Raw genomic sequence first — 25,507 nt, forward strand, 5'->3', positions numbered from 1 at the left:
GGATGTGGCATGCCGACACGTACCGCACGGACCGCTTGGAACGGATCGCTCGAACAGGGAAGCGGCCAGGTGGAACTCACCAGTTCCGGTGTCGCGACGTTCGACGTCTCGTTCCCCAAGCGGGCGGCCGAAGAGGCGGGGGGAACCACCAGCCCGGAGGAGCTGATCGCCGCGGCGCATTCCTCCTGCTACGCGATGCAGCTGTCCGCACTCATCGCAGAGGCAGGCGGCACCCCGCAGAGCCTCGAGGTGAAGGCGGATGTCTCACTCGGACCGGACAACCCGGGTTTCAAGCTCACCGGCATCAAGCTGACGGTCCGCGGCGAGGTGGACGGTCTCGACGCCGACGGCTTCGCGAAGGCCGCTCAGGCCGCCAAGGAGTCGTGCCCCGTGAGCAAGGCGCTCACCGGAGTCGAGATCACGCTGGACGCGGCACTCGAGTCCTGAGTGCGGCCGGCTACTGACGGTTGAACCGTGCCCGCACTTCCTCCATCTTCGCCTGGAGTTCGTCCGGGCTGATGACGCCCTTGTCCATCAACGCGTGAGCGGTGGCGACGACGGACCGGGAGCGGACGGGGAAGTCGCGGTACACGGTTTCGCCCAGCTGGTCCTCGGTGTGGCGCCTGTCGAGATTGTCCCAGGCGCCACGCCAGGACAGGCATTCCGCGGTGGCCTGCATGCTCGATTCCCACGGGTCGGGCTTGCGGTCGAGGTCCGGCAGCGTCACGTCGTCGCGGGTCGTCTCCGGCGTCAGCGTGTTCAGGATGACGTCGTATGCCTTGTCCGTCATCATCGCGCGGTTCCTCCGTTGTCCGAGGGTGGTGTGGTCGCAGTCCAATCGACCTGTGGGACGGCAACACCGATCATGGTGTCGCGGGTGACGATCGACGCCAGTTGTTCCTCGCTCCACCCCTCGGTGCCCTCGGGGCGCATCGGCATCACCATGAACCGTGATTTCTGGTTCGAATCATGCACGCGCACTTCGACATCCGACGGGAAGTGCAAGCCGAACTCCGCGATTACCTCGCGGGGCCAGCGCACCAACCGGCGGCGATAGTTGGGGGTGCGGTACCAGTCCGGAGACATACCGAGAACGGGCCGCGGATAGCACGAACACAACGTGCAGACGATGACGTTGTGGACCTTCGGGGTGTTCTCCAGCACGTAGAAGTACGTGTAGTCGCTCGGCGTGCCCGTTCCGGTCGGGTCGCGCCAGTCGATCCCCACTTCTTTGCAGGTTTCGGTGCCGTCGGCCAGCAGCCGCTTCTTGAATTCCGGGTCGACCCACGCTTTCGCGACCAATTTCGAACCACCCGAGGGCCCTACCGATTCGGCCCATTCGGAGAAGCGGCGGTGATCCTCCCGGGAGAACAGTCCGTGTTCGATGGACAGTTCCCGAATGGCGGTCTCCAGGATCTCGAACTCGCTGACCTCCTCCGAGGCCTGGATCGGGGCGTGATCGTCGTGCGAATGCGTCATGTGTCCGCCTCTCCTGCCGGCTCGAGCCACCGCTCGGAGCACTCGGTTTCCAACGTGTCGATCTCGAATCCGGTGTAGCGGGGCCAGAGGTCGGTCTGCCGGAAGCGGACGACGTAGAACGGCTCGGTCCGGCCGTCTTCCACGCGACCCCACGCCTCGTCCTCGGGAATCACCCACTCCGGGCGGTGCTCGACGACGACTCCGGTGCGCCCGCGGATGAATGCCTGGGTTCGGGTGTGGAACATCGAGGTCGCGTCCTTGACGGTGACCCGGTCGCCGATCTCGAACTTCGTCATGACTGGCCTCCGGTCGCGTTTCCGCCACCCGACCGGGTCCGGACCTCGTCGATCTTGGCGGAGAGTTCGTCGGGCGTGATCAGGCCCTTGTTGATGAGTGTCTTGGCGGCCACCGTGATCCACCGCGCGTAGTACGGCAACCCGAAGTACAGCGTTGCGCCCAGGTCGTTCTCGGCGCGGCGGCGCTCCTCGGAGTTCCACACACCGCGCCATCCGAGGCATTCGCACGTCACGTACGTACTCATCTCCCAGTCCTCTTCGACCTTCTCCTCGTACTTGACGGGAAGGGCGGCCTGGCCGCCGACGTCGTGGAGAACGTGTCGCAACGCGTCGAACGCGGAATTGGACAGGTAATACGGCGAATCCATCTCTGCGTGATGGATCGGGCCGTACTCCGCGACCCTGTTCGCCTGTGCTTCGAAATCTGCTGGAGAGTTCATCGCGTGCTCCAGTGGTGGTGGTGGAACTAGTGACAGGGAACTCCCAGGAGATGGCGGCCGTCGTGCATCAATTCGTGCAGGTACATGCCACTTCGGGAGATCGCACCCTGGTCGAATCCGACCAGGTAGAGGGTGAGCAGGGCGAGCAGGACGACTCCGACGGCGATCAGCACGATTCCGAGTGACTCGACGGACTTGCTCGGTGAAGAGACGTAAACCATGGCTACTCCTGGAGGAGTTCGGGTTCCGCAACTGTCGGCCGTCGATTGTCCGGGCATCGCGACGAGCGCCCCTTGCTCAGCGGCACGATCGATACGACGTTACTCTCGCCGTGTCGATTCCATCACCGTACCGTTCGGTCGAATCCGGCGTGCGGAAATGCAGCGCGGCGAACCAAGACAAACACCGTGTCGAACCCGGCGGAACAGAATGCACCGGCGATTCGTTCCACTGAACTGTGACGACACAGCAGAACACCGACGGCGACATCGAGATCGAGATCTGGTCCGACGTCGCCTGCCCCTGGTGCTACATCGGCAAGCACCGTTTCCTGTCGGCCCTCGCGGAGTTCGAGGGGCGCGACCGGGTGAACGTGGTGTGGCGGTCGTATCAGCTGTCGCCGGAGACGCCGGTGGGGGAGCGGCGCAGCGAACTCGACGCCCTGGCGGAGAGCAAGGGCATGCCTGCCGAGCAGGTCCGTCAGATGTTCGGACACGTTGCGCGCACGGCGGCCGGCGAGGGGCTGAGTGTCGACTTCGACACCGTGATCGCCGCCAACACCTTCGACGCCCACCGGTTGATCCACCTGGCGGGCGACGAGCGAGATGCCATGGTAGAGGAACTGTTCCGCGCCCACTTCGGTGCGGGAGCCGTGATCGACGATCGCGAGGTGCTCGTCGACATCGCGTCGCGGGCCGGGCTCGACGCCGACACCGTCCGCGCCGAACTCGAATCCGATGCCGGTGCGGACGCGGTCCGCGCCGACCTCGAGACCGCCCGTCGACTGCAGGTATCGGCGGTGCCGTTCTTCGTCGCCAACCGCCGCGTCGCCGTGTCCGGCGCGCAGCCGAAGGACGTGTTCCTGCAGCTTCTGACGCAGGCGGGCGCGGCCCAGGTGAACTAGCGGCGCGTGAAGTACCGGTTGGCTTCGGGCCGGAACATGAGTGCCACCGCCGCGATCACCGCCACGAGATGGGTGAGCCGGGCGGTCGCGATCACCGCGGCGTCGAGCGTCAGACCCGCGACGGCGGACATCGGGTCGTTGCCGGCCGACAGCCAGGCGAGCGGCTCCATCACGAGCGAAGCGACGCCGAAGACGCCGAGACCGATCGCGAGAGTGTTCCGCGCCCACGCCCTGCCACTGCGGAATCGGGTCATGACGAACAGCACCGCGCCGTAGACGACGACGCGGACCGCGAGTTGTCCGGCGAGGCTGCCGACGTCGGCGTCCGGGCCCTCCAATGCCGTCGATGTGTGCGCGATGGCCTCGACCACGCCGGCGAACAGGGCGAGTCCGAGCAGCCAGTACGCGCGCTCGATCGCCTGCGGGACCGAGGGTGCAGTACGAGTGGTCATGTCCCCATGCTGGTATCGGCGACGTCGCGGCACATCACCCCACGGAGTGGAGTTCACCCCTACCCGGGTATCGATGCGACGTGCTTGCCATCACCCCGGACGAGGGGCACATTGAAAGGCACGTCGTCGGCAGGGAGGCACTGTGCGCGAGCAGACACGACCCGGAGATGCATGGCCGGCGTTGAAGGTGGACGACTGGACGTCGACGCGGGACACCCTGCACATGTGGACGCAGATAGTCGGGAAGATCCGCTTGGCCCACGCACCGTTGATCAACCACTGGTGGCAGGTTCCGCTGTACGTGAGCCCCCGCGGTCTCACGACGTCGACAGTCCCGTACGGCACCGACTGCTTCGACATCGAATTCGACTTCGCCGACCATCGACTGGTGATCCGCACGAGTACGGGCGGCACCGGGACGGTTGCCCTCGAACCGAAGTCGGTGGCCGATTTCTATGCGGAGACGATGGCCACGCTGGCCGAACTGGGTGTGGCGACGACGATTCTGGCCCGGCCCAACGAGGTGGACCCCGCCGTCCCGTTCGCGGAGGACAACCAGCACTGTTCGTACGACGGTGAGTCGGTGCACCAGTTCTGGCGGCAGCTCGTGCAGGCGGACCGCGTCCTGCACGAGTTCCGTTCCCATTTCATCGGGAAGGTCAGTCCCGTGCACTTCTTCTGGGGTGCGCTCGACCTGGCCTGCACCCGGTTCTCCGGGCGAACCGCACCGACTCATCCTGGGGGAGCACCGAACTGCGGAGACTGGGTGATGGTCGAGGGCTACTCGCACGAGCTGAGCAGCTGCGGTTTCTGGCCCGGTGGTGGCGTCGAAGGCGCGTTCTACGCGTACGCCTACCCGGAACCGGACGGTTTCGCCGACTACCCGGTCGGGCCCGACGGAGCCTTCTACAGCAAGGAGAACGGACAGTTCCTGCTGCCGTACGAGACCGTCCGAACCGCAGACGATCCCGATGCCGCACTGCTGAAGTTCCTGCACAGCACGTACGACGCGGCGGCCGAGCGGGGTGGCTGGGACCGGGCCGCCCTGGAGGCGGACCCGGCCCGATGGGACGAGTCCCGCTGACGCCCTGACAGGTGGGTCAGGCGACGTTCGCCGACGCGGGCGTCGTGGCCCGGGTGGCACGCTCCGTGAGGAACGCGAATGCCAGTCCGAGAACCAGCCACAACGTGGCCTGCGTCGCGAGTGACGACAGGCGGAACTGCCACAGCAGCTCTGCGGGGAAGTCGTCGCCCACTTCATTGACGGTGGGCAGCACGAGGTAGCCGATGGTCACCACCACGAGGAAGGCGAGAACCGGCGCCGCGATTCGCAGCGACAGGAATTCCTGCGCTGCGACGGCCTTCGCCGCGAAGACGGAGGCCACCACCGCGAGCAGACCCAGCACGACTGCGGCGAGCCACAGCCAGGTGCGCTGAGTGATCGTTTCGGGGTCTCCGACAGCCGGTGGGTTGGCGGGGTACTTGAAGAACGGCACAGCCTCGATTGCCAACCAGCCCAATGTGGCCAATGTCAGACCGAGCAATGGTCCCGACAGCGTCGTCACTCGACGTGCGTAATTCGCGACGACGGCGAAGATCGCTCCCAGAGCCAGGCCCGCGAGGGACGTGGCGAGGAACAGCCCGAAGCGCTGTCCGTCACGGCTGACCAGTGCCTCTTCCTCGTCGTGCGAGTGCCCGGCCGGCTCGGCCGCCTGAGTGGCATCGTGCGAGTGGACTTCGGCTTCGGCGGCGCTGTTCGACTCTTCGATCGCGATGGCCGCATCGATGTGCGACTCACCGAGGACGAACGCGACGCCACCGGCCAGGATGCCTGCGATCAGGCCGGCCAGCAGGCCGCGGATGAGGAGTTTCGCGAAGGAATCGGTCAGTGGCATGGCAGACCCAGGAGGTGGCGGCCGTCGTGCATCAGTTCATGCATGTACATGCCACTGCGCGAAATCGCGCCCTGGTCGAAGCCAACGAGGTAGAGAGCGAGCATCGCGAACAGAACGATCGCGAAAGAGATGACGGCGAGACGGGTCGTGTCGACCGACGAGCCGGGTGCGTAGGCGAGTGCCATAGTTCCTCCTGGGATTTCGCGTCCCCTAGGTCCAGGCGATGGCCGCAGTATCTGGCTGTCGAGGTGGCTCCCGTGAAGGACTACTCCGATTTACAGTGGCGCGACCGCTCCGGGATTGCACCGGATTCCTGCCGAACCATCGCTTTGTCCTGCGAACTTTTGCACCCGGCGGGCCGTCGTGTCAATCCTCCCGCTCGGCCCCGTCTCTCAGCCCTTGTTCGCTGCCGCGACGTCGAGAACGACCTCGAACTCGAGCAGCGAAGCTCCGGACGCCACCGGCTTCTTCTGCTCACCCGCGTGTGCTTCCCGGGCCGGACCGTCGCGCCACGCCGCGAATGCCTCTTCGCTCTCCCACTGGGTGACGACGAAGTAGCGGTTCTCGCCCTTGACGGGGCGCAGAAGCTGGAATCCGAGGAAGCCGGGGGAGTTCTCCACGGCGTGCGCGCGCGCTGCGAAGCGCTTCTCGAGTTCGGGGCCTGCGCCCTCGGGGATTTCGATTGCGTTGATCTTCACCACTGCCATGCGGGCGAGATTACTCCGCTAGCGTCGGAGGGGTGGCAGGTGAGAGTGCGTTGCACGACGAGGGTGGGACGGGGCAGCCGATTCTGCTGTTGCACGGGCTGATGGGCAGCGCGCGGACCTGGGGTCGGCACGTGCCGTGGTTGCGCGAGCACGGCCACGTCTTCACGTTCGACGCCGCAGGTCACGGCAGGCCCGCACCGTCGCGGTTGACGACGGAAGCGTTCGTGGAAGATCTGGCCGCCGTACTCGCGCCTTTCGCCGAGCCGTGGGTGGTGATCGGTCATTCGATGGGCGCCCTGCACGCGTGGTGCCTGGCGGCCGAACACCCCGAGAAGGTGTCGGCGCTCGTGCTCGAAGACATGGCCCCCGACTTCCGGGGCCGGACCGCCGCGGACTGGGCGGCGATGATCTCGAACTGGCCGCAGCCGTTCGCGACCCGGGAAGACCTGTTCGAGTTCTTCGGTCCGGTTGCCGGACAGTACTTCCTGGATTCTTTCGAGAAGCGCGCCGACGGCTGGTACCTGCACGGGGACGTCGACACGTTCCGCGACATCTCCGAGGAGTGGGGCGGCAGGCACTTCTGGGACCAGTGGGCGTCGATCACGATTCCGGCCCTGCTGATCGAGGGGGAGTTCACGATCACCCCCGACGGTCAGATGCGGACCATGGCGGAGCGGCATCCCGGCGCCGAGTACGTCCGCATCGAGCGGGCCGGGCACCTCGTCCACGACGACCAACCGGAGCAGTACCGGAAAGTGGTCGAGGCATTCCTCGACGGGCTGGGCTGAGAGCTACCTCGTCCTCTGCGCAGGAGATTGTGTTCGTTTTTTTCGCTTTATGGTTGAGGTATGGCCGCTCTGATGAACCACACGGTGTTGCCGCCGGGCGCCGACGATCGGGACCTTCTCACCGCGTTGAAGTATGTTATCGCTGGTCAGGATGATGTGACGATCTCGACTCCGGAGGGTTCGGCGCCGTTGCCGGACAGTGTCCGGAGGCTGCTCGTCGACGCGGTCACGGCTCTGGATCGGGGGCAGGCGGTGACGGTGGAGCCGCATCGGACGGTGTTGACGACGCAGGAGGCCGCGGAACTGCTGGGCATTTCCCGGCCGACGTTGGTGCGGTTGCTGGAGGCCGGGAAGATTCCGTACTCGTCGCCGGGCAGGCACCGGCGGGTGGAGTTGGCGGACGTGCGGGCCTTTCGACAACACGAGCGCGCGCGACGCGGTCAAGTGTTCGAGGAGATGGCGCACGAGGAAACCCCAGACCCCGGCGACGCCGCTGACGGCTTCGTCTCGACCCGTTGATCTAGGGGCAGGGCAACCGGTGGCTGCCTGTCGGGTAGTTCTCGACGCGTGCGTCCGGCTTCTTCAGCTGACCGACGAGCAGATCGACTCGTTGCCGCTCGAGGTGCGGCAGACGTACCGGCAGCTTCGTGCGGTGGATCCGGCCGAACTGGTGCGGTTTCTCGGGCATACAGATCTGGTGAATGCGGCGTGGGCATTCCTGATGCCGGTGTGTGTGGACGGGGCGAACTCAACCGGTCGATATGGCCGAACGTGGATCCCGACTTCCGGGCGGTACTGGCGCAGAAGTGGGTGTGTGCAACCACTATCAGATGACTGTTGACGGTGGGATGGTGAGGCGGTTGAGGCGGCCCTTGCCGGGCCGCCGGATCATCCGCTGTGGGTGCATTTCGAGCGCGTGCATGTGCGGTCGTTCGGGGCGATGCTGCCAGATCCGGCGACGTGGGGAATCGGTTCAGCCACCAGGATGGTCGCCCCGGGGGTCGAGGCGCTCTACGTACTCGACGCCTCGGCGCTGGAGGGCGGTCTGTGGCAGCCGAACGATCCCCGGTACGTGTGCCCGGTCCTCATGCATCTCGTCGACGGGCGTTGGCTGGTGCGAAATCTGGGGTCGGAATCGGACCCTGCGATTACCACCTGAACCTACGTGGTGCGGGCGGGGGTGGATGGTTGCCAGCCCCTGGGTATCTATCGCGCGACGCGCTGAAACCTCACGCTGGTTGAACGCCCGGGAGTCCGGGAGTTCCACGTATTGCTGTACTCCACGACCTTTCGAAGGCGCACATGTATTTCGACTTCCGTGACAAGCCCGACCGTCTCTGTGTCAAAGAAATGGTTCATGGCTACAACATATCCAGCTGCTTGTTCGTAGCCGTCGAGCTGGAGCTCGCCGATCTGCTGGCGGGGGGCCCAATGGCGCTTGCCGACCTCGCCCAACGAAGCGGCACTGATCCCGATGCGCTGAAGCGGATCCTCCGCCTACTCATGAGCGCGGGGATCTTCTCCGTGGACGAGCATGACAGATGCGCACTCACGCCGCGAGCCGAATTCTTGCGCAGGGATAATCCGGAATCGATCGCAAGCGAGGTGGAGCTCTTTGCCGGCGCAGAAACGTACCTGGCCTGGAGCGAGCTGCTCCAATGCGCACGTACGGGACAGACAGGATTCGGCCAGTTCTTCGGCAAATCCCTCTTCGACTACCTGGCCGAGCACCCCGACTCCGCCCAGCGCTTCCATCTGGGCTGGCACGAGATCTCGATCCGCGCCGGTCTCGAGACCGCGGAAGCGATCGATTTTACGGACAATCGGCACGTCGTCGATGTCGGCGGTGGCTACGGCATCGTGACCGCCCAGCTGTTGCGCAAATACGATCATCTGCGGGGCACGATTTACGACCTGGAGTTCTCGCTGGCCAGGGCCGGTCACACCTTGCGGGAATATGGCGTCGATGAGCGGTGTGGCATTGTGCCCGGCGACGGTTTCACAGAGGTGCCTGGCGGGGGCGACGTCCACCTGCTCAAGAGCGTTCTCCACACGATGAACGACGACGACTCGGTACGCGTCCTCATCAATTGCGCGAACGCACTCGCGCCCGGCGGCAGGATCCTGGTCCTGGAGCGGGTGATCAGCGAGGATGGCGGATACGTCTGGGGAAATGTGGTGGACGTCGCCATGCTGGTCATGACGGGCGGCCGGGAGCGAACGATTCAGGACTACGCGCGCCTATACGAGCGCGCAGGCCTCGAACTCACCGGCAGTACGCTCCTGCCCTGCGGCTTCAGCGCAATCGAGGGCCGGAAGTGAGACCGGCCGGACGAGCGCGACCTCCGGGAATCAGCGGACCTCGAGGAGGTGGGTCGGCATGGCTCACATTTTGATCGTCGGCGGACATGACGAGACTTTCCGAATGATCGAAGATCTACCGGTCGAGCTGTCTGTGTTTCAGAATTCCGAATCGGTCACCGCGCGGCAGGCCAGACGCGCCCACCGGCTGTGCGTATTCGACTACCGCAACCAGGCAGAGGCGCTCAGCATGGCGCAGGAGCTGCACGAGGTTAAACCCGTCGATGCCGTCGTGTCATTCACCGAGCATGGCCTCATGCCGGCCGCCGTGATCAAAGAGGCATTGGGCATCAAGGGCAATGCGCGGAAAGCCGTCCGGTTGACCCGCGACAAGATCGCCATGCGCGAGCACCTGGCCGGCCGTGATCTCGGAGCTGTGCTGACCCGAAGCTGCGATTCGGCCTCCGAGGTACGGAGCTTTCTTCAGTCAGTGGGCGGCCCGATCATCGTCAAGCCGGCTGAAGGCGCCGGCAGCTCCGGTGTTCTTCGCGTCTCCAGCCTTGACCAGGTCGAATCCGCATTCGCCTGCTCTCGCGGCGAGTACCCCGGGCCGACCCTCGTCGAAGAGTTCATCGACGGCCCCGAATACAGCGTCGAATCCTTCACCACGGATGGCCGGCACGACATCATCGCGGTGACCGCAAAAACCACCACCGGCCCGCCACGGTATATCGAAACCGGTCATCTGATGCCGGCCGTGCTCGCGGCATCGGCCCTTGCCGAGCTCCGCGGTCTCGTCACCGATTTCCTCAGTTCGATCGGTCATTCCTTTGGGCCGGCCCATACCGAAGTGCGTATCGGTTCGGCCGGGCCACGGATCATCGAGGGCAATACCCGTCCTGGAGGCGATTTCATTTGGGAGCTGGTGCACCGTGCGATGGGTCGCGATCTGGTCCGGGAGTCGATCTGTCATCTTGCCGGGCTGCCGCCGCAATCGCGAGCACCCGGGCGCGGTGCAGGCTGCGTCGCATTCTTTGGTTACGAGAATGTGGTGATCGAACGCGTGCAGGGCATCGAAGCCGCGCGTCAGGCCGAGGGGGTCATCCGGTTGCAGTGTTCTCTCGAACCAGGGCAACACCTCGGTCCGCTCCGGTCCTCTGCGGATCGTCAAGGTGTCATAGTCGCGGTCGGCACTGATCTCGTGGACGCCGAGCGCCGGTTGGCTGAGGCGCAGGCTCGGATTCGGGTGGAGACGAGCGTCTACGTAGATCTCGTACTATCTGCCACTGGTGTGGCTGATGGTTGAGATGTACGTGTGTCACGGCTACCCGCATCACCGTGTGGTGGTGTGGGTTGGACCGTGTCCCACACCGACGCTTCGGGTGCAGGAACATGCTGTTTCGGAGTCACCCCCGCCCGCGGTGTGACGGTGCGGAGGCTGCGGCGAACCCGGCGATGCCGCGGCCGACGCGGTGTCGGACTGGTCTTGTCCCGGGACTTTCGGACCGGCGCGTGCTCGGCGACCCGGACCGCGGGCAGCTGCCCCCGCCGCCGGGTCACTTTGTTCTTACCGAGCAGCGCGCGTGTGGCCAGGTTCACCCCGGCAATCTGGTCGCGGTTGCCGCCGACCAGGCAGCGGGGACACCATGCGATGTGACAGCCGCCGGGGCGGGTGAGCGGTTCGTCGCACCCCGGACACTGTGCCGAGGATCCGCGGGCGGGCACCGTGACCACCGCGACACCCACACCCGCGGCGGTGTGCGTGAGGGCGGCGGTCGCATTACGGCGGGCGGACTGCGCGGGCCCGGTTGTTGTTGACTCGTCCGTGTCCGCGGGTCTCGAGGGTGGTGAGGTCCTCGACCGCGATCACCTGCGCACCCGCGGTGGCGGCGTAGTCGGTGACCTGGCGGGCGAAGTGGAATCCCAGTTCCCGGTTGATCTTGCCCCGTTTGACGCCCACCGCAGTCCGATGCACGTTGAGGACGGCGATCTTCCCCTCGAGTTGGGCGCGGACCTCGGGTTCGGCGACGGCCAGCCGCGTCAACCGGGCCGCCTTGCGGTGCAGCATCTGGCCTTCGGTCTGTAGGCGGGCCAGTGTGATTCCGAGGCCGCGGTCGTCGTACGTCCAGCCCCGGTAATCCGACGACAACCCGGCCGGGCCGTCAGCGGTGATGGCGGCGGCGCCGAGTGTGGACGGGGACCAGTCGACCCCGACCGCGACCGTGCTGGCCATCAGATCGGCGGCGGGGACGAGTTCGGTCGCGGCGCACCGCAACAACAGACCCCGGCGGTCGAGGACGAGGGTCGGCAGATGCCAGTCGGTGATCGCCCGGCCGTGCAGGTGTGCGGGGATGGCGGCGGTCAGCCGGACCCGCCGCCACTGCGCCCGCCCCCGCCGGGGCCGAGCAGGTCGGCAGCTTAACCGTCAACACCAACCGATACGCAGAGAAGGCAACCGGCCTTCCGGCGGCGACCTTGCGCACCCCAATGACCGACAACCCACGTATTTACCGAGCAGATTTACGTTCTGTCCGGTCAGCCAGGTGTGGGGCATTGCGTGGGTTGCTCAATCGGTACGACTTGCACGGTCGTCAGGATTTCGCGAATGAGTGAGGTCACTTCAGAGCTCGACCGGCCGGCGACGATACCGCTGACGGGCAATTCGAAATCGAAATAGCTCACGGTCTCCGGAAGAGAAGCGCCCGCATCCAGCTCCTTCCATCGAACAACGTCTGGGTGGGCCTGAAACCGTTCTCCACCCGATATCGCGCAGTACCGCGACGGAAGCAGGTGACCCGGGAACATGAAATCCCCGTAGACCGTACTGCTCGCCGTACTTTCGAACCACCGTTTCAGTGGATTGATTTCGAGAGGTGACCAATCGAGGTTGCAGGCCAAACCGGCCGCGACCAAGTCGATGCCTGTGGCAAGCCGGAATGTCTCCTTGATATGTCCGCCGCCAGGGCGGGCGCCGACCTCCAGGAAAACCATTCCATCTGCGGCCTCGATCATTTCGAGATGGAATGGGCCATTGTCGATACCCACGGCCCGAAGGTACTCGACCGCTACCTTGCAACGCCCACCGTCGTCGTCGACTTGAATCGATCCCTGCGGAACTCCCTGGGCAAACTCGAGGCAAGTGCCCAGATATCTGCTGGCGATGATCGCCACCGGCGCACCGGCAAGCATCACGCCATCGAAGTGGAAGATCGGCCCCTCCACATATTCTTCGAGCTGGAAGCGTTCCGGATCCCAGTCCTCCAGACCCGTAGGGTGGTTGAGGATCGCACTGCCGGCGTCAGCGTAGGTGGCGAAGACGACAACATCCTTGCTGGCGGTTCCATCGAGTGGTTTGAGCACCGTCTTCCCAGCCCACGGAGTGACATCGGCGGACGAAGCGGTGAGCGCCTCATCGCAGCGAACAAATCTGGGCACGCGAAGTCCGCATCCTGCGACTGCGGCTTTCATCGCTATCTTGTCGTTCACGATGTGGACCTGCTCCGGTGATACTCCTTCTATTCCGAGGCTCCGTCTTATCTGCGCTGCCTCCATCATCTCGTATTGGGAGACGCTGATGACTCGGTCGAAGGCATCGTCGGGGGAGAACAGGGTGCGAACTTCCTCGGCCAGACCTGCTCGACCCGGGCGTTCAACCCTCGTGCAAGGAAGGTCGGGCGGCACGGTCGCAAGTTGCGCGCTCGAGCCCACGTAGACGACATCGTGAATTCCATGATCGATTACACGATGGTATTCGATGAAGGAATACGGAACGCGATGGAGAATGAGCAGTTTCATTCAGAAGACCCCGCTGGATGGAATATCGTTCGGCGAAATGGACTTTCACCTTCCAGTACTATCCCGGTCCGACGGCCGTGAAGCTAGGAACCCTGGGGGGAAGGTTTACCCACCTTGCTTGTTTGTCATCGGATCGCGGACCGGCCGTTGGTCAAGTGTCGATACTCGGTTGCAATCGCATCGACCACTGCGGACTTCGCATACCGGATCTCGTCGATGCCGGAAACCTCCATGATTTCGATCGCAGTCCCGCACAGAAATGCGGCGTCGAACGATCCGATCTCGCCGTAGGCGATGTCGCGTTCCGTTACCGAGAGCTTCAGTCGCGGACACAGCTCATCGATTATCACCCTTCGGGTAATCCCGTCGAGGGCCAATTCGGCAGTCGGCGTGAACAATGCGTTCCCCTTGACGAAGAACACGTTCGAGCCGCTCGACTCGCACACAGCGTCGGCTGTCGAGAGGAAGAGCACGTCATCGTAGCCGTCGGCCCGCCCGCGGTGGCTCAAGTAGCTCAACGCGTAGGTAGACGACGTCTTCGCCTGATACGGGTGACAGGAGGCGGGTGCACGCCGCCACGTTGCCGTCGACAGCCGATATTGCTCCGCGGCCGAATTCGAAGGAAAGGGCAGGGCAAACAGGACCACCTTGCTGGAAGAGCCCTGCGCCTTGAAACTCACATCGGTGTCGTCATAGAAGACCAAGCACTTGATGTACGCATCGGCCAGATCGTTGGCCCTCACCAATTCGTGGCAAGCGTCGGCCAAGTCCGCATTCGAATAGTGCACGGTGTGCCCGAACAACTCGGCGGACCGCCGCAACCTCGCTATGTGGTCGTCGCATTTGAAGATGCTGCCGCCGTACGTGCGGATACCGTCGAACACCGACGTGGCATACGACAACCCATGGGTGGCAGGTGACAGGATCACCTCGTCGAATCGCACGCATCTTCCATCTGCCCAGGCTATTTCGCTGATCATCTCAGTCTCCATGTCGCGATCTCGCGTAGTCCTGCATCGCCTGTGTACGCTGTGTGTTGACCGGAATCAGCCAGTTGTCCAGGTTGACAATGTGAATTGCGCCCACCCGGACCTTCGCGTCGATGGCGCCTCGGCCGAGGCAGACGTCCGCGAAACCCAGCCGATCCGCGAAATGATACATTTGGTAGTAGTCGGCGATATACAGATTCAACCCACGCGGAATTCGGTCGTGGTCCAGTCCCCGAACGAGTTTCGTAAACACGCCACGGTGATCGTCGGCGTAGCTCAGTGATCCGGCCAACGGAGTATTCGAATACTTGTCGTAGTCCAGCTTCACGAAATATTTCTCACCTTCGGACGAGCGTGCCAGCATACGCAGCACATCGCTCGTATAGAGGTTCTTGGCGTGTCCGTACTTGGCCACATTCAAGGCCTGAAGGCAGGCGAAATCGCGCAGGACCCGATTGTCTTCTGCCACGTCCGAGAGACGGTGTATCTCGGTTGTGCACGCCGCTTCGGCCTTCCTCGTGAGCCTGACGATTGATTTGTATTGGCTGGGTCCTACCGCGGTTCGCAAGGCGAGGTCCACACTTCGCGAAGACCGGAAGAATGCCGCCTTCATGAATGGAACTGCAATGACGTCGGCGCGCCGACGGCGATCGGATCTGCGAAGGGAAGGGACCAACAACCAGTCGGCGGTTGACGCCAGGCTCGACAACTCCGCCAATGTCCGATCGTCGGGCTCGTCGCACACGGGCATGTAGAAGTATCCGGGTGCGACGTACGCTCGCTCGTGATGCAGGGCGTCATTGCTGCTCACGCTGCCCTGGAGTACCGCGTTCCAGTGCGCGATGTTCCTCAGCGGAAGTTGTGGCCGTGGAACGTTGTGACTGTTACAGAACGCATCGCGTTGGGGCAGCCATTCCATGGTCTTCCTCCTTTCCATTCCAGTTCCGATCGGCTGTCGTGTGCGACTGGCCAGAATTCTCGAGGAGGCGTCGCTCGCCGTTGAAGTGGAAGACTCGGTTGGCAAGTTCGGTCAGCCCGGGATTGTGCGTGATGATGAAGAAGAGCGTGTCCGGCAAGGCAGAGATCACGGCCTGCAATATCGAGAGCTCTGCTGTTGTACTCAACTCGGAAGTCGCTTCGTCGAGAATTGCGACCGCCGGGCGATTGATCAACAGGTCGAGGAGCGCCAGCCGCTGCAGTTCCGTCTTGCTCAGATTCAACTGACCCGTGGCAGGGACGGGCTCGTCGAATCCGGACGGTAGTCGCCCGACGACGTCTGCCACGTCGAGATAGTCGACGACGCGAGCCAATTCGAGCGGTAACGGGCTGTTGAAGTGTTCGATCAATCTGCCTGGCTTGAAGATCGGACTCGACGTCAGGAGGAGGATGTCTTCGGCGTGGGAATTCGAGACGTATCCCGTCGTCCGGCCCAATGTCGAGAGGACGCCTGTTGTCGGCTGCAGACTGCCCACAACCAGCTTCGCAAATGTCGACTTACCGACCCCGCTCGGGCCCATGATGACCACGACGTCTCGGCTGGCAAAGGACTCGGAAAGCTCTTCCAGCAGCACCGCCCCGGTCTGCGGCGCGACGTACGTTACCTCCGAAAAGGATACGAGCGCTGCGTCTTCAACTGCTGAGCCGGTCCAGCGCGGCGCCGGGCCGGTCGGAGGCGTGAGGAGACGATCCGCGCTGTCGAGAACCTGTCTGAGGTCCACCAGACAACGGCCCACTCGGGCGAAAACAGCGATGAGGCTGTACGAGAGACTGAGCGCGAGAACACCGCTGAGGCCGGGTCCGCCGCCGGCCTGGACAAGCACGGTTGAACCGACGACGATCGACAGGAAGAGCACACCCATCAAATCGAGCTTGTAGTTGAACCAGCGGCGTGCGCCCGCATTGTCCATCGAAGCGAAGGCGCGATTCATCAAACTCTTGTTCAGCCAATTGACGAGGGCCGAGTTGTCGCGTGCCAAGTCGAATCTCGCTGAGCTCCAGGTAATGGCCTCGACCCGCTCCAACACGGTCGACGTCGTACCGATCTCTCTATCGTTGAAGTCCTGCAGTCGCCTTCCCGACCGCTTCGAACTGTGCCAGTAGGCGAAGCACATCCCGACAAGGGGCAGCAGGACGAAAATGTTCTTGCTCAATACGAACGCGGCGGTCGTGAGCAGCAATGTAACCGCACCCAGCGTATTCAGAAGTACTTCTGGCAGAAGTTCGTCGATACGTCGTTGATCCCAAGTCAGTTTGCTCTGATAGTCCTGATCGACCTCGTCGAAGGCCGGCCTGGAGGGCTTTGGACTCATGACGGTCGAGAAGTAGTTCCGACATTTTCGGGATGCCGCCACGATGCTGCGTTTGACTATGAACAGGGAGGTGAAAATCGACAGGAGGGCCCCGGCGGACAGTGCGGCGATGAGGGTTGTCGCTGCTGTCCGCGCATTCGTGGTCGAAATGCCGCTGGCAGCCGTGTAGTCACCGACAATCGTCAGAACGTCGCGGCACGCAAACAGGACGCATGCGACAACCGCGACCTTCGCGACGCCCAGGCTCATCAGACTGCGGCGTGACGAAGTCGAGAATTCCGCTCGGTCCAGGCCCTGGGGACAGCGAGCGACCGACCGATCCTCTCGAGCGAGATGCCCTTTGCGTTCTCGAGCAGGATTCGCCGCACGTGGTGTGAGGTTTCGCATCACCTCCACGACTTCGCCTCCGGCCATTACCCATATCTCGTCTGCAGCATCTTTTTCATCGGGCTTGTCCGTTGCATATATGACCGTGGTGTCGTGCCACGGCCCGCGCAGAAGGGAGGCCAACAGCCCATTCGCCAGGTCGTCGTCCAGCCCTGCTGTGGGCTGATCCAGGTAAACGAACTTCGGTTCGGCCAATATTGCCCGTGCCAGTTCCAGCCGCTTCCCCTGCCCGCGGGACACGTTCCAGCCCTCGGTCCGGTCGCGTGACTTGCTCGAGAGGTAATCGCCGTAGAAGGTTCCGGGAAGTCGGGACAGTGTCAAGGCTCGACGGGCCTCGTCGTCGGTAAATTCGCTTCGATAGAGACACAAATTCTCGTAGAGCCCGCCAGGGAATATCCACGGTTCATCCGGTACGAAGAACGTTTTGCTGTTCACCTGGCTGCTGTGGCGTGCACCGATTTTCAGAACGGATGTCTTGCCACTGCCTGCGGCGCCGACGACGGCGATGTGCTTCGCCGTTGTTGCCGGTAGGCGCGTTGCGGTCGCATCGGTGTCCAGCGAGTGCGGACTGGATAGATACTTCGCAACGTTGGAGTGCCCGACAATGCCCTGGGACAGACTCTGAACAATGAAGGGGATATTGTTGGCGACGGATTTCAAGCCTCCGACCAGCGCCATTGTGGACAACAGGCCTGCTGGATCGACGTAACCAACATGGGCCAGCTGGGTAAACACCGCGGCAAGCATGGCAACGATCGGAGTGAGTGTCGATATGAGGTTGATCCGCGCGATGAGACGCGCCGCTTTCAGGAGCGCGCGCTCCTCGCCATCTCGCTTCTCGGCATAGCGCCGAAATAGTTCGTCGTTCCAGTTCTTGAGCCACGCGAGCAGGCGATTGTTCAGCGAGAACAGGCCGACTTCGATGCGATCTGCCGCCGTCACCGACAGTGCAGCGTGCGCGGCATTCAATTGTTTGGCGTTCCAGTAGATCACCGCGGAACTGACGAGAATCACCGACAGTGCCGCCAGAGCGCTCAGTCCCAACGCGACGAAGAAGTACGCGGAGGTAAAGGTGATAGTTGCGAGTGCCAGAATGATGAAAATGAGTCCCGACCAAGCATTTTCGACGCGTGCTGCCTCCCGGTCCAGGAGCGTGACCAGGTCGGCCGGTTGGTCGGAAGGGGCAATGCTGCGCTTCTTGTGCAGCAGCCTTTGTTCGATGTATGTCCGGGCTCCGATGCCTACCACGTCGGCTTGCATGAAGGTGTGATTCAATGCAAGCCACGCCAAGTAGGTCAGCACGATGCAGGTGATACCAAGCGTGAGGTTCGTCGTGAGTGCTGGATCGCCGGTGACGAGGTGCTGGATCAGCGATTTCAGCGTGATCGCAGCACCAAAGGCGCATCCTGCATTGACCGCGATGGCCACGAGCCCGAGCATGATGTCACGACGAAGTCCGCCGAAGACGGATCTGCTCAGTCGCTCGCCTTGGAGCGCGTTCACGCTGTCCCGCTGCGCCGCGTCACACCACCGCTGCCATCTGGCAAGGTGCGAGGCGGTGGGCACAGGGTCGAGTCGAGTTCGGGGTTTGGGCACCTCGAACCAGACGACTTTCCTGAGGACGCTCAGCATGTGGAGTACGTGGGGACCGCCGTGTCGGCCAGGGCGAGCGACGCGATTCTGTCACACAATTGCGTGATCATCTTCCATCCCTCGGCGAGTGCTTCGCGGAGTTCTCGAATCTCGGCCGGCGTTGCGCGATCGAGCAGATCGATCCCCATACTCACGTGCTGGCCGTCGTCTTCTCCGTGTTCTTGGAAGTGCGGAATTGCCGGAAACGCTCGCGCCGCTTCCCGGTGCCAGATTTCGCCACTACCTTCAAGCACCACATGCATCAGCAGAGTGCGCACCATGTCGCTCCGGTACAGCATTTGATGCCTGAACCACTCCATTGTCGATACGAACGTCTCATCGGTGACCGGCGCGTGCGCTGATCCCCGTTGGTTGCGCAGGTTGTCGTTATGGCCCAGTTCCTCGACCAGATGGTCGAGCGCCACCTGCTTGTGCGCCGTATCGGTAGTCATCGCGACACGCAGGTGCAGCAGGTCCTGAAACACGTCCGACCAGGTCTGCTGGCAGTCGAGCAGCCGTTCCCGAACGTGGGGGTCGTCGAACGAGGGGGCATCGATCAGCCGCAACAGGCTGCTGGTACCAAATTGCTGCAGGTACTTCTCGTTGTCCGCCAGGAGCACAGCCGCCCGATTCGGTACCTCGCCTGCAAACACCGCGTTGGGCTTCTCGGCGTCCTCGTAGAGTGCCTTGCCGTTGAACTGGATCGAGAGCGCCCAGAAACCGTCCCGGGTTCCTTCGAAGCCGTGCCAGGAGTCGCCGGGGACGAGGATCATGTCTCCGGCGCCGACCTCCTGCTCCGCACCGCCCATCGTTCGTCCGGAACCCTCGCAGATCAGGATCAGACTGGGCTCCGGGTGCTTGTGCACCGCCAGCACCTCACCGCACTCCAACCTGACCCAGCTGATCGCCAAATTGCTGGAAGCAGGAATGAATTGCGCCAACTGAGGGTGTTGGCTGAATATCTTGACGACACCCAGGTTGTGGGCGCTCGCGCCGACAACGGCTTCGTTGATCGTCTCGAGTGCGCTTCTGGCGATTATGTGCATAGATTTCTTCCTTCTGTGGGATCGACCTGCCTCGAGTTCTGTATCGCTCCCAATCCTGGGCACGTGCCTACGGGCGGAACAGGCACCCCAGGGTTGAAAACGTCACCCCCCCAGCGGAAAGGGTGTCGAGAAGTCTCCCTAGGGTGTCTATCCGCATTCGCCGCGCGTCGTCGAAGATAGCTGAACACCGCAGTACGGATGAGAGGCGAGTTTCGCATTGATTTCCGAAACACTGCTCGAAGCCGAGCAGAAATTTGTTCGTTCCGGCGTGATCGGCGTCGGAGGCACGTGCCTTCAGGCTGCTGAAGCGACGACCGATGAATTGTCTGGACGCAATATCGAGAATGCGCTCCGACAATGGGAGGCGGGACACGCGGAGTTTCCCCATGCGGCTGTCGCGGCCCATTATCAGACGGTCGGGCGTAACGGGGTCCGGCCCCACCTGGTCGCCATGCTGCAAAACTTCCATAACAACAACCGTGCGCATCATGTTCTCGGTGCCTGGCTACCGATGACGTTCGATGCTCAGGATGGCGACTATCTGTCATATGTCGGGCTCGACTATTTCGACCAGGTCGTCCGGTCCGATGACGCGCAGCGCGTGGACGCATTCGTTGCTGCCGCGGCCATGGACCTCGCGTTGCTGGAGGCGCGAGCACTCGGGAGGTCGGCACACGCCCCCCAGGTGGTCCGGACGCGTGCAGTGACACGGGTCGTGACCCAACTCGACAGGCTCGCACCCGATTTCTCGCTCGATCCTTCCGTCGCTGCGGCCGGTCTTGCGGCGCTGGCTCAGCCGGGCGCCGACTACAGTTCGTTTGCTTCACATGCCGCGCCGGCGCTGAACGGCGTCCCCGAAGAGATCGGAAGTGCAGTTCGGCTGACGTTGTTGCCGACGACGCGCCTGCACGACGAGCAGATGTTCATCCGCTGCATCCAGATCTTCGAAGGTCTGTATCGGCAAGTCGCGACAGCGATTTCGATGGCGATCCGTGACCTGCGCCACGGTCTGGCCGCAGCGGCAAAGAGTCGCCTCGACCGGGCATCGATCCGCCTCGAAGCGGTGCCTGCGCTCTTCCGGGTTCTCACGACGATGCCGGTTGACGCCTTCTCGATTATTCGCGGCTTCACCCATGGGCGGAGCGCGGTGCAGTCGCGCGCGTTTCGTGAGGTCGAGTTCGCCTGCGCTCCAATCGATCCCCGTGACTTCGAGCATAGTGGGAAGATCGATGTCGGGGACACTACGTTGCAGGACGTGTATCTCTCGATGCGGAAGACGCATCCGGATGCACACGTTCTCGAGGAGGCGATGCGGCGCCTGGACCGTGCGTGGGTTGCGATGAAGCGCGGCCACTGGGGCATCACCCTGAAAGTCATCGGAACGGTACCTGGCACCGGCGGTACGGCAGGCGCGTCGTATTTGAAAAATGCTGCGATGGTGTCACTCTTCCCGCGGCTGTCCGAGGTGGCGTGAACATGAGCGATGTCAACCACCGAGTGAGAAAGCAAATCATGGGATACATCGTGTCCCAATCTATTTCAGCTGTCTGCGAACTGGGTGTGCCCGACCGATTGGCGGACGGTGCGTGCTTGCTCGGCGATCTCGCGGCGAGCGTGGGCGCCGACGCCGACGCACTCGGTCGATTCCTGCGGGTCCTCGTCGCGGAAGGCTTGTTTGCGGAAGTCGGTGGAGGGCGATTTGCGTTGACGGAGGCCGGTGAGCTTCTGCGGGCAGACGCTCCGGGCTCGCTTCGTCACTTGGTCGGCTTGATGTCGAACGAGGCCTACCTCGTGTGGGGGCACGCAGCGCATTCGATCCGGACGGGGAAGGAATCGTTTTCAGCGGCGTTCGGAAAGCCGTACTTCGAATGGTTGTCCGAGAATCCGTCGGCAGCCGATGAGTTCGCACGGGGCCAAGCAGGGCTGGTCGAGTTGCGTTTGCTGCCTTTGCTCGACCACGACTGGTCTGACGTGGGAACGGTCGTCGACGTCGGTGGCGGGACCGGCGCGCTGATCACCCGGTTGCTCGATCGGCACGCGCATCTACGCGGAATTTTGTTCGATCTGCCTCATGTGGTCGCGGAAGCGCCGTCGACGTTTGGTTCGGCGGGCATCGGTGAACGAACGACAGTCGTGGGCGGAAGTTTCTTCGACGACGTCCCAGGCAATGGTGACGTGTACGTGCTGTCTCAGATTCTCCACGACTGGGATGACGCGTCCGCCGGCAAGATCCTCAGCAGTTGCCGGCAAGCGATCCCGCCAGGTGGACGATTGATGATTGTCGAGCAGGTCCTGCCGGAATCGGCGACAACCCACCCCATGGCTCTGCTGGATCTCCACATGCTGGTTCTCCTGGGAGGTCGCGAGCGCACGATCACCGAATGGCGCCGACTGTTGACCGACCACGGATTCACGCTGGATTCGATCACGCAAGGTCCCCGGTCATCCGTCATCGAAGCGGTTCCGGTGTGAGCTAGCCGCCCTCGCCCGCGAGGGCGAAGAGTCCGTCGTCGGTCTGTTCGACGAGGCCGTCGATCAGCAGGGAGTGGAGGGCGCGGTCGCGTTGGCCCGGATCGCCAGGCCACACCTGGTCGAGCCGCACGCGTTCGACCGGGGCGGAGCTTTCACGGAGTACGGCCATAAGCTTGCCGCGCACCTGACGGTCGGTGCCGGCGAACTTCTGGACCTTCCGGCGCTCACCGGTGTGCGCGGGACGTCCGGCATCCACCCAGGCGCAGCTGGGCAGCGGGCAGTCAGCGCATTCGGGGGAGCGGGCGGTGCACACGGTGGCCCCCAGTTCCATGATGGCCGCGGAGAACGTGGCGGCCCGCGCCCGGGTGCGGGGGAGCAGCGCGGACACGTCGGCGAGGTCACGCGTGGTCGAGGGATTTCCCGGCTCGGCGCGTCCGTGCACGGCCCTGGCGACCACCCGCCGGACGTTCGTGTCGACGACGGGGACGCGCTGTCCGTAGGCGAAGCAGGCGACGGCCCGCGCGGTGTAGGCACCGATGCCGGGCAGGCCGAGGAGGGTGTCGACGTCGTTCGGAACCACGTCGCCGTGCTCGGCGGCCAGTACTGCGGCGCACTCGTGGAGTCGCAGCGCGCGGCGCGGGTAGCCGAGCTTGCCCCACGCGCGCAGTACGTCGGCCTGACTCGACGCGGCCATGCGGGAGGGGACGGGCCAGCGCTGCACCCATTCCTCCCAGATCGGGGCCACCCGGACGACGGGCGTCTGCTGCAGCATGATCTCGCTCATCAGGATGTGCCAGGCGGTGACGCCGTCGCGGCGCCACGGCAGATCCCGGGCCTGTACGTCGTACCAGTTGATCAGCGCGGAGGAGTCAACGGCCACTTCGTCCTCACAAGTCCCTTCGTTCACGGGGGAAACGGATTTTCCGCGGTTGTCACATTCCCGTCGCGACGGTGCGACACGCCCGGTGCACAATGGTCCCATGCCTAATTCCAACCCCGTGTCCGCGTGGAAGGCCCTGCGTCAGGGTAACGACAGATTCGTGAGCGGTACCTCGCTCCATCCCAGCCAGGGCATCGCCGATCGCGCGAAGCTCGTCGGCGGCCAGCACCCCACGGCCGTCCTGTTCGGATGCGGAGACTCCCGCGTCGCCGCCGAGATCATCTTCGACCAGGGTCTGGGCGACATGTTCGTCGTCCGCACCGCCGGTCACGTGATCGACGACGCCGTGCTCGGGTCCATCGAGTACGCCGTCGGCGTGTTGAACGTGCCGCTCATCGTCGTGCTCGGACACGACAGCTGCGGTGCCGTCAAGGCGACGCTCGACGCTCTCGACGACGGCAACGTGCCGCCCGGATTCATCCGCAGCATCGTGGAACGTGTCGCGCCGTCGATCCTCATGGGACGCCGCGAGGGCCTCACTACCGTCGACGAACTCGAGGGCCGCCACGTGGTGGAGACCGGGGCGCTGCTCATGCAGCGGTCGCGCATCATCGCGGAGAAGGTGGAGAGCGGCGCGTGCGCCATCGCGGGTGTCACGTACAAGCTGTCCGACGGCCGGACTCACCTGCAGGGCGCCGTCGGGGACATCGGTGAGCTCACGGACTGACCGCGACACGCCGCACCCGCTGAGCCGCTGCCGCGCGACGCCGAACTACCGTTGACGTCGTGCTGGAACCGAATGGACCGTTGCCCCCCGAGATTTACTGGCGCCGCAGGGCGCTGGCGATCGGCGGCGCCATCGTCGTGTTGCTGCTCGTGGTGTGGTTGATCAACTCGCTACGTGGTGGCGGTGACTCCGAGACGGATCCGGCGGCAGCGAGTTCCTCGTTGACCACTCCTGTGTCGATTTCCCCGACAGCCTCGGGTTCGTCCACGTCCAGCGGCAGTTCGGGCGGTTCCGGTGGCGGCGGCGGTGGCGCCGCTGCCGCCGGCGGCGAGGCCTCCTCGGGCGCGTCCGGTTCGTCCGGGGCGTCGAGCAGCGGTACCTCGAGCAGCGCGGCTCCCAGCGGCCAGCCGGTCGCCGCGGGACAGTGCCCGGACCAGTCGCTGGCCATCAAGGTGGCCGCCGACAAGCCGACGTACCTGGCGGGTGAGGAGCCGAGCTTCACGACGGTCGTCACCAACATCGGCACCACACCGTGCGAACGTGATCTGGGCAGCAGCCTCCAGCAGGTGCTCGTCTACACGATCGACGGTGCCGTGCGGCTGTGGTCCAACATCGACTGCTTCCCGCAGTCCGCGGCCGACGTCCGCACCCTCGCGCCCGGCGAGCAGGCTCAGTTCACCGTGAAGTGGTCGGCCAAGACGTCCGCCCCCGACTGCCTGACGCAACCGGAACCCCAGCGTGATCCGGTGGGGCCCGGTGCGTACACCGTGGTCGGCCAGCTCGGTCAGCTCCGCAGCGCGCCGGAGCCGTTCAACCTCAGCTGATCCTCGGTGCGGGGTCGATGCGTGAGCGTCGATCGAATTCCTTGTCGAGGTCGGTGTGCTCGGGGTCGGCGAGCAGCGCCGCGAGGAGGATGCGGGCCTGACCTGCTCTGAGGTCGGTGGAGAACAGTGCACCCGCCGAGACGAGGTCGTGCCCGCCGCCCCCACCGCCGTACGTGGCGGAGGTGGGGCCCTGCGGCACCCGGGTGGTGACCACGACCGGGATCCCGGCGGTCGCGCAGTCCCGGACCGCCTCGACGATCGCCGGGTTCGCGTTCCCGGATCCGAGTCCGTCGAGCACCAGTCCCTGGGCCCCGGCGGCCCGGCACGCGTCGATCTGGACGCGGTCGGCCCCCGGATAGGCGGCGACGATGTCGACGCGGGTTCCGGAGATCGGATGCCACGGCAGCGGATCGAGACTTCGCCGCGGGGTGACACCGGCGGGGTGGACGGATCGGAACGCGGCGAGTGACGTCGTGTCGACCTTCCGCGTTCCTGCCGCCCGGTGCAGGGCGCCTCCGAACGCGATGAGGACACCCGCTCCGCGCAGAGCGGGGTCCGATCCCGCGGCGACCGCGTCGGCCAGATTGGCCTGGGCATCGGATTCCGGGTGGTCGAACGTGCGCTGCGCACCCGTGAACACCACCGGCCGCGGGTCGGCGTGGTGGAGGTCGACCAGGTACGCGGTCTCCTCCATGGTGTCGGTTCCGTGGAGCACGACCACCGCGTCGAGATCGGGATCGCGCAGTTCCGCGGTGACGGCGTCGCGGACCCGGTCCATATCGGCGAACGTCATGCTCGAACTGTCCTTCGACATCACGTCGACGACACGGAGTTCCGTCCCGGTCCACGCACTGCCCAGTAGATCCGGGCCTGCGACCACCGGTCTGCTGACACCCTGCCCGTCCCGCCTGCTGGCGATGGTGCCTCCGGTGGTGACGACGGCGACTTTCGGCACTGTTGTCCTT

29 protein-coding genes, 2 pseudogenes and 1 riboswitch are annotated in these 25,507 nt (G+C 64.2%); of the genes and pseudogenes, 13 read left to right on the plus strand and 18 right to left on the minus strand.

Going from position 1 to position 25,507, the window contains the following annotated elements:
- The first annotated feature begins 9 nt into the window (after positions 1-9).
- A complete protein-coding gene (locus tag QM806_RS33330) occupies positions 10-447 on the plus strand; it encodes an OsmC family protein (RefSeq protein ID WP_005244949.1) in 438 nt (145 codons plus the stop codon).
- A gap of 10 nt (positions 448-457) precedes the next feature.
- Here QM806_RS33330 and QM806_RS33335 read toward each other — a convergent pair whose 3' ends face one another.
- From QM806_RS33335 to QM806_RS33355, 5 genes are read right to left on the minus strand one after another with little or no spacing between them, the layout of a single operon-like run.
- Complete coding sequence (locus QM806_RS33335; RefSeq protein WP_005262166.1) at positions 458-793, minus strand: SH3-like domain-containing protein; 336 nt, start codon at positions 791-793, stop codon at positions 458-460.
- Positions 790-1,479, minus strand: a complete 690-nt coding sequence (scnC, locus tag QM806_RS33340; protein WP_133985995.1) for a thiocyanate hydrolase subunit gamma — start codon at positions 1,477-1,479, stop codon at positions 790-792. Before scnC ends, QM806_RS33335 begins: the two co-directional genes overlap by 4 nt.
- Entirely contained in the window at positions 1,476-1,775 is a 300-nt protein-coding gene (locus QM806_RS33345; RefSeq protein ID WP_005262167.1) for an SH3-like domain-containing protein, read from the minus strand. Before QM806_RS33345 ends, scnC begins: the two co-directional genes overlap by 4 nt.
- Entirely contained in the window at positions 1,772-2,215 is a 444-nt protein-coding gene (locus tag QM806_RS33350) for an SH3-like domain-containing protein (RefSeq protein ID WP_133985996.1), read from the minus strand. The genes QM806_RS33345 and QM806_RS33350 overlap by 4 nt, the downstream gene beginning before the upstream one ends.
- A 26-nt stretch (positions 2,216-2,241) precedes the next feature.
- Entirely contained in the window at positions 2,242-2,436 is a 195-nt protein-coding gene (locus QM806_RS33355) for a CbtB domain-containing protein (RefSeq protein ID WP_005244942.1), read from the minus strand.
- 236 nt (positions 2,437-2,672) lie between these two features.
- On the opposite strand from QM806_RS33355, the gene QM806_RS33360 reads away from it, so the two are divergent.
- Positions 2,673-3,338 carry a DsbA family oxidoreductase gene (locus tag QM806_RS33360; protein ID WP_133985997.1) on the plus strand — a complete coding sequence of 222 codons (666 nt, stop codon included), beginning with the start codon at positions 2,673-2,675 and terminating at the stop codon, positions 3,336-3,338.
- Here QM806_RS33360 and QM806_RS33365 read toward each other — a convergent pair.
- Positions 3,335-3,790, minus strand: coding sequence for a hypothetical protein (locus QM806_RS33365; protein ID WP_283294148.1), 456 nt, complete (start codon positions 3,788-3,790; stop codon positions 3,335-3,337). The two genes, QM806_RS33360 and QM806_RS33365, sit on opposite strands and share 4 nt — an antisense overlap.
- Positions 3,791-3,932: 142 nt before the next feature.
- Here QM806_RS33365 and QM806_RS33370 point away from each other — a divergent pair, with 142 nt between their 5' ends.
- A complete protein-coding gene (locus QM806_RS33370; RefSeq protein WP_043793480.1) occupies positions 3,933-4,874 on the plus strand; it encodes a DUF5996 family protein in 942 nt (313 codons plus the stop codon).
- Positions 4,875-4,890: 16 nt separating this feature from the next.
- On the opposite strand, the gene QM806_RS33375 is transcribed toward QM806_RS33370, so the two are convergent.
- From QM806_RS33375 to QM806_RS33385, 3 genes are all read right to left on the minus strand, one after another.
- Positions 4,891-5,685 (minus strand): CbtA family protein, encoded by a 795-nt coding sequence (locus QM806_RS33375; protein WP_005262174.1) that lies wholly within the window; start codon positions 5,683-5,685, stop codon positions 4,891-4,893.
- On the minus strand, positions 5,676-5,870 hold the full coding sequence (locus tag QM806_RS33380) for a CbtB domain-containing protein (RefSeq protein ID WP_005244930.1): 195 nt from the start codon (positions 5,868-5,870) through the stop codon (positions 5,676-5,678). Before QM806_RS33380 ends, QM806_RS33375 begins: the two co-directional genes overlap by 10 nt.
- A 23-nt stretch (positions 5,871-5,893) precedes the next feature.
- Positions 5,894-6,026: riboswitch (cobalamin riboswitch) on the minus strand.
- A gap of 51 nt (positions 6,027-6,077) precedes the next feature.
- Positions 6,078-6,392 carry an antibiotic biosynthesis monooxygenase family protein gene (locus QM806_RS33385; protein WP_005262175.1) on the minus strand — a complete coding sequence of 105 codons (315 nt, stop codon included), beginning with the start codon at positions 6,390-6,392 and terminating at the stop codon, positions 6,078-6,080.
- A gap of 32 nt (positions 6,393-6,424) precedes the next feature.
- Here QM806_RS33385 and QM806_RS33390 point away from each other — a divergent pair, with 32 nt between their 5' ends.
- Positions 6,425-7,180: an alpha/beta fold hydrolase gene (locus QM806_RS33390; RefSeq protein WP_005573486.1), complete on the plus strand. Its 756-nt coding sequence runs from the start codon at positions 6,425-6,427 to the stop codon at positions 7,178-7,180.
- 60 nt (positions 7,181-7,240) lie between these two features.
- Complete coding sequence (locus QM806_RS33395; RefSeq protein ID WP_054246591.1) at positions 7,241-7,699, plus strand: helix-turn-helix domain-containing protein; 459 nt, start codon at positions 7,241-7,243, stop codon at positions 7,697-7,699.
- A gap of 1 nt (position 7,700) precedes the next feature.
- Here QM806_RS33395 and QM806_RS33400 read toward each other — a convergent pair whose 3' ends face one another.
- Positions 7,701-7,868, minus strand: a complete 168-nt coding sequence (locus tag QM806_RS33400; RefSeq protein WP_155755962.1) for a hypothetical protein — start codon at positions 7,866-7,868, stop codon at positions 7,701-7,703.
- 252 nt (positions 7,869-8,120) lie between these two features.
- Here QM806_RS33400 and QM806_RS33405 point away from each other — a divergent pair, with 252 nt between their 5' ends.
- From QM806_RS33405 to QM806_RS33415, 3 genes are all read left to right on the plus strand, one after another.
- The gene (locus tag QM806_RS33405; protein WP_133986001.1) at positions 8,121-8,339 is read left to right on the plus strand and encodes a hypothetical protein; all 219 of its coding nucleotides are present in this window, start codon (positions 8,121-8,123) and stop codon (positions 8,337-8,339) included.
- A gap of 143 nt (positions 8,340-8,482) precedes the next feature.
- Entirely contained in the window at positions 8,483-9,502 is a 1,020-nt protein-coding gene (locus tag QM806_RS33410) for a methyltransferase (protein ID WP_005262179.1), read from the plus strand.
- Between the two features lie 58 nt (positions 9,503-9,560).
- Positions 9,561-10,787: an ATP-grasp domain-containing protein gene (locus QM806_RS33415; protein WP_005573483.1), complete on the plus strand. Its 1,227-nt coding sequence runs from the start codon at positions 9,561-9,563 to the stop codon at positions 10,785-10,787.
- On the opposite strand, the pseudogene QM806_RS33420 reads toward QM806_RS33415, so the two are convergent.
- The 6 genes and pseudogenes from QM806_RS33420 to QM806_RS33445 form a co-directional block, all read right to left on the minus strand.
- Positions 10,742-11,919, minus strand: a pseudogene (locus tag QM806_RS33420) (zinc ribbon domain-containing protein); the annotation flags it as partial. The gene QM806_RS33415 and the pseudogene QM806_RS33420 overlap by 46 nt on opposite strands.
- A gap of 97 nt (positions 11,920-12,016) precedes the next feature.
- Positions 12,017-13,276, minus strand: coding sequence for an ATP-grasp domain-containing protein (locus QM806_RS33425; RefSeq protein ID WP_005572530.1), 1,260 nt, complete (start codon positions 13,274-13,276; stop codon positions 12,017-12,019).
- 125 nt (positions 13,277-13,401) lie between these two features.
- Positions 13,402-14,220: an aminotransferase class IV gene (locus QM806_RS33430; protein ID WP_005262186.1), complete on the minus strand. Its 819-nt coding sequence runs from the start codon at positions 14,218-14,220 to the stop codon at positions 13,402-13,404.
- 37 nt (positions 14,221-14,257) lie between these two features.
- A complete protein-coding gene (locus tag QM806_RS33435) occupies positions 14,258-15,184 on the minus strand; it encodes a hypothetical protein (protein WP_005572528.1) in 927 nt (308 codons plus the stop codon).
- Positions 15,150-18,593 (minus strand): ATP-binding cassette domain-containing protein, encoded by a 3,444-nt coding sequence (locus tag QM806_RS33440; protein ID WP_283294153.1) that lies wholly within the window; start codon positions 18,591-18,593, stop codon positions 15,150-15,152. Before QM806_RS33440 ends, QM806_RS33435 begins: the two co-directional genes overlap by 35 nt.
- Positions 18,587-19,639 (minus strand): cupin domain-containing protein, encoded by a 1,053-nt coding sequence (locus tag QM806_RS33445; RefSeq protein ID WP_054246589.1) that lies wholly within the window; start codon positions 19,637-19,639, stop codon positions 18,587-18,589. Before QM806_RS33445 ends, QM806_RS33440 begins: the two co-directional genes overlap by 7 nt.
- Positions 19,640-19,856: 217 nt before the next feature.
- Between QM806_RS33445 and QM806_RS33450 the strand changes: the two genes are divergently transcribed.
- From QM806_RS33450 to QM806_RS33460, 3 genes and pseudogenes are all read left to right on the plus strand, one after another.
- On the plus strand, positions 19,857-21,113 hold the full coding sequence (locus QM806_RS33450; protein ID WP_054246588.1) for a tryptophan 2,3-dioxygenase: 1,257 nt from the start codon (positions 19,857-19,859) through the stop codon (positions 21,111-21,113).
- A 38-nt stretch (positions 21,114-21,151) separates the two neighbouring features.
- Positions 21,152-21,307 (plus strand): annotated as a pseudogene (locus QM806_RS41900) (methyltransferase family protein); the annotation flags it as partial.
- 102 nt (positions 21,308-21,409) lie between these two features.
- Positions 21,410-22,111, plus strand: coding sequence for a methyltransferase (locus QM806_RS33460; RefSeq protein WP_240960454.1), 702 nt, complete (start codon positions 21,410-21,412; stop codon positions 22,109-22,111).
- A 1-nt stretch (position 22,112) separates the two neighbouring features.
- On the opposite strand, the gene QM806_RS33465 is transcribed toward QM806_RS33460, so the two are convergent.
- The gene (locus QM806_RS33465; protein WP_005262192.1) at positions 22,113-22,991 is read right to left on the minus strand and encodes an HhH-GPD family protein; all 879 of its coding nucleotides are present in this window, start codon (positions 22,989-22,991) and stop codon (positions 22,113-22,115) included.
- A gap of 100 nt (positions 22,992-23,091) precedes the next feature.
- On the opposite strand from QM806_RS33465, the gene QM806_RS33470 reads away from it, so the two are divergent.
- Both QM806_RS33470 and QM806_RS33475 read left to right on the plus strand, forming a co-directional pair.
- Positions 23,092-23,718, plus strand: coding sequence for a carbonic anhydrase (locus tag QM806_RS33470; protein ID WP_005262194.1), 627 nt, complete (start codon positions 23,092-23,094; stop codon positions 23,716-23,718).
- A 59-nt stretch (positions 23,719-23,777) separates the two neighbouring features.
- Positions 23,778-24,542 (plus strand): hypothetical protein, encoded by a 765-nt coding sequence (locus tag QM806_RS33475; RefSeq protein WP_043793243.1) that lies wholly within the window; start codon positions 23,778-23,780, stop codon positions 24,540-24,542.
- Here the strand turns inward: QM806_RS33475 and QM806_RS33480 are convergent.
- Positions 24,535-25,497 carry an asparaginase gene (locus QM806_RS33480; RefSeq protein WP_054248269.1) on the minus strand — a complete coding sequence of 321 codons (963 nt, stop codon included), beginning with the start codon at positions 25,495-25,497 and terminating at the stop codon, positions 24,535-24,537. The genes QM806_RS33475 and QM806_RS33480 overlap by 8 nt on opposite strands.
- Between the last annotated feature and the right edge of the window lie 10 nt (positions 25,498-25,507).

This window comes from Rhodococcus sp. IEGM 1351 (assembly GCF_030056875.1).
GTDB lineage: Bacteria > Actinomycetota > Actinomycetes > Mycobacteriales > Mycobacteriaceae > Rhodococcus_F > Rhodococcus_F opacus.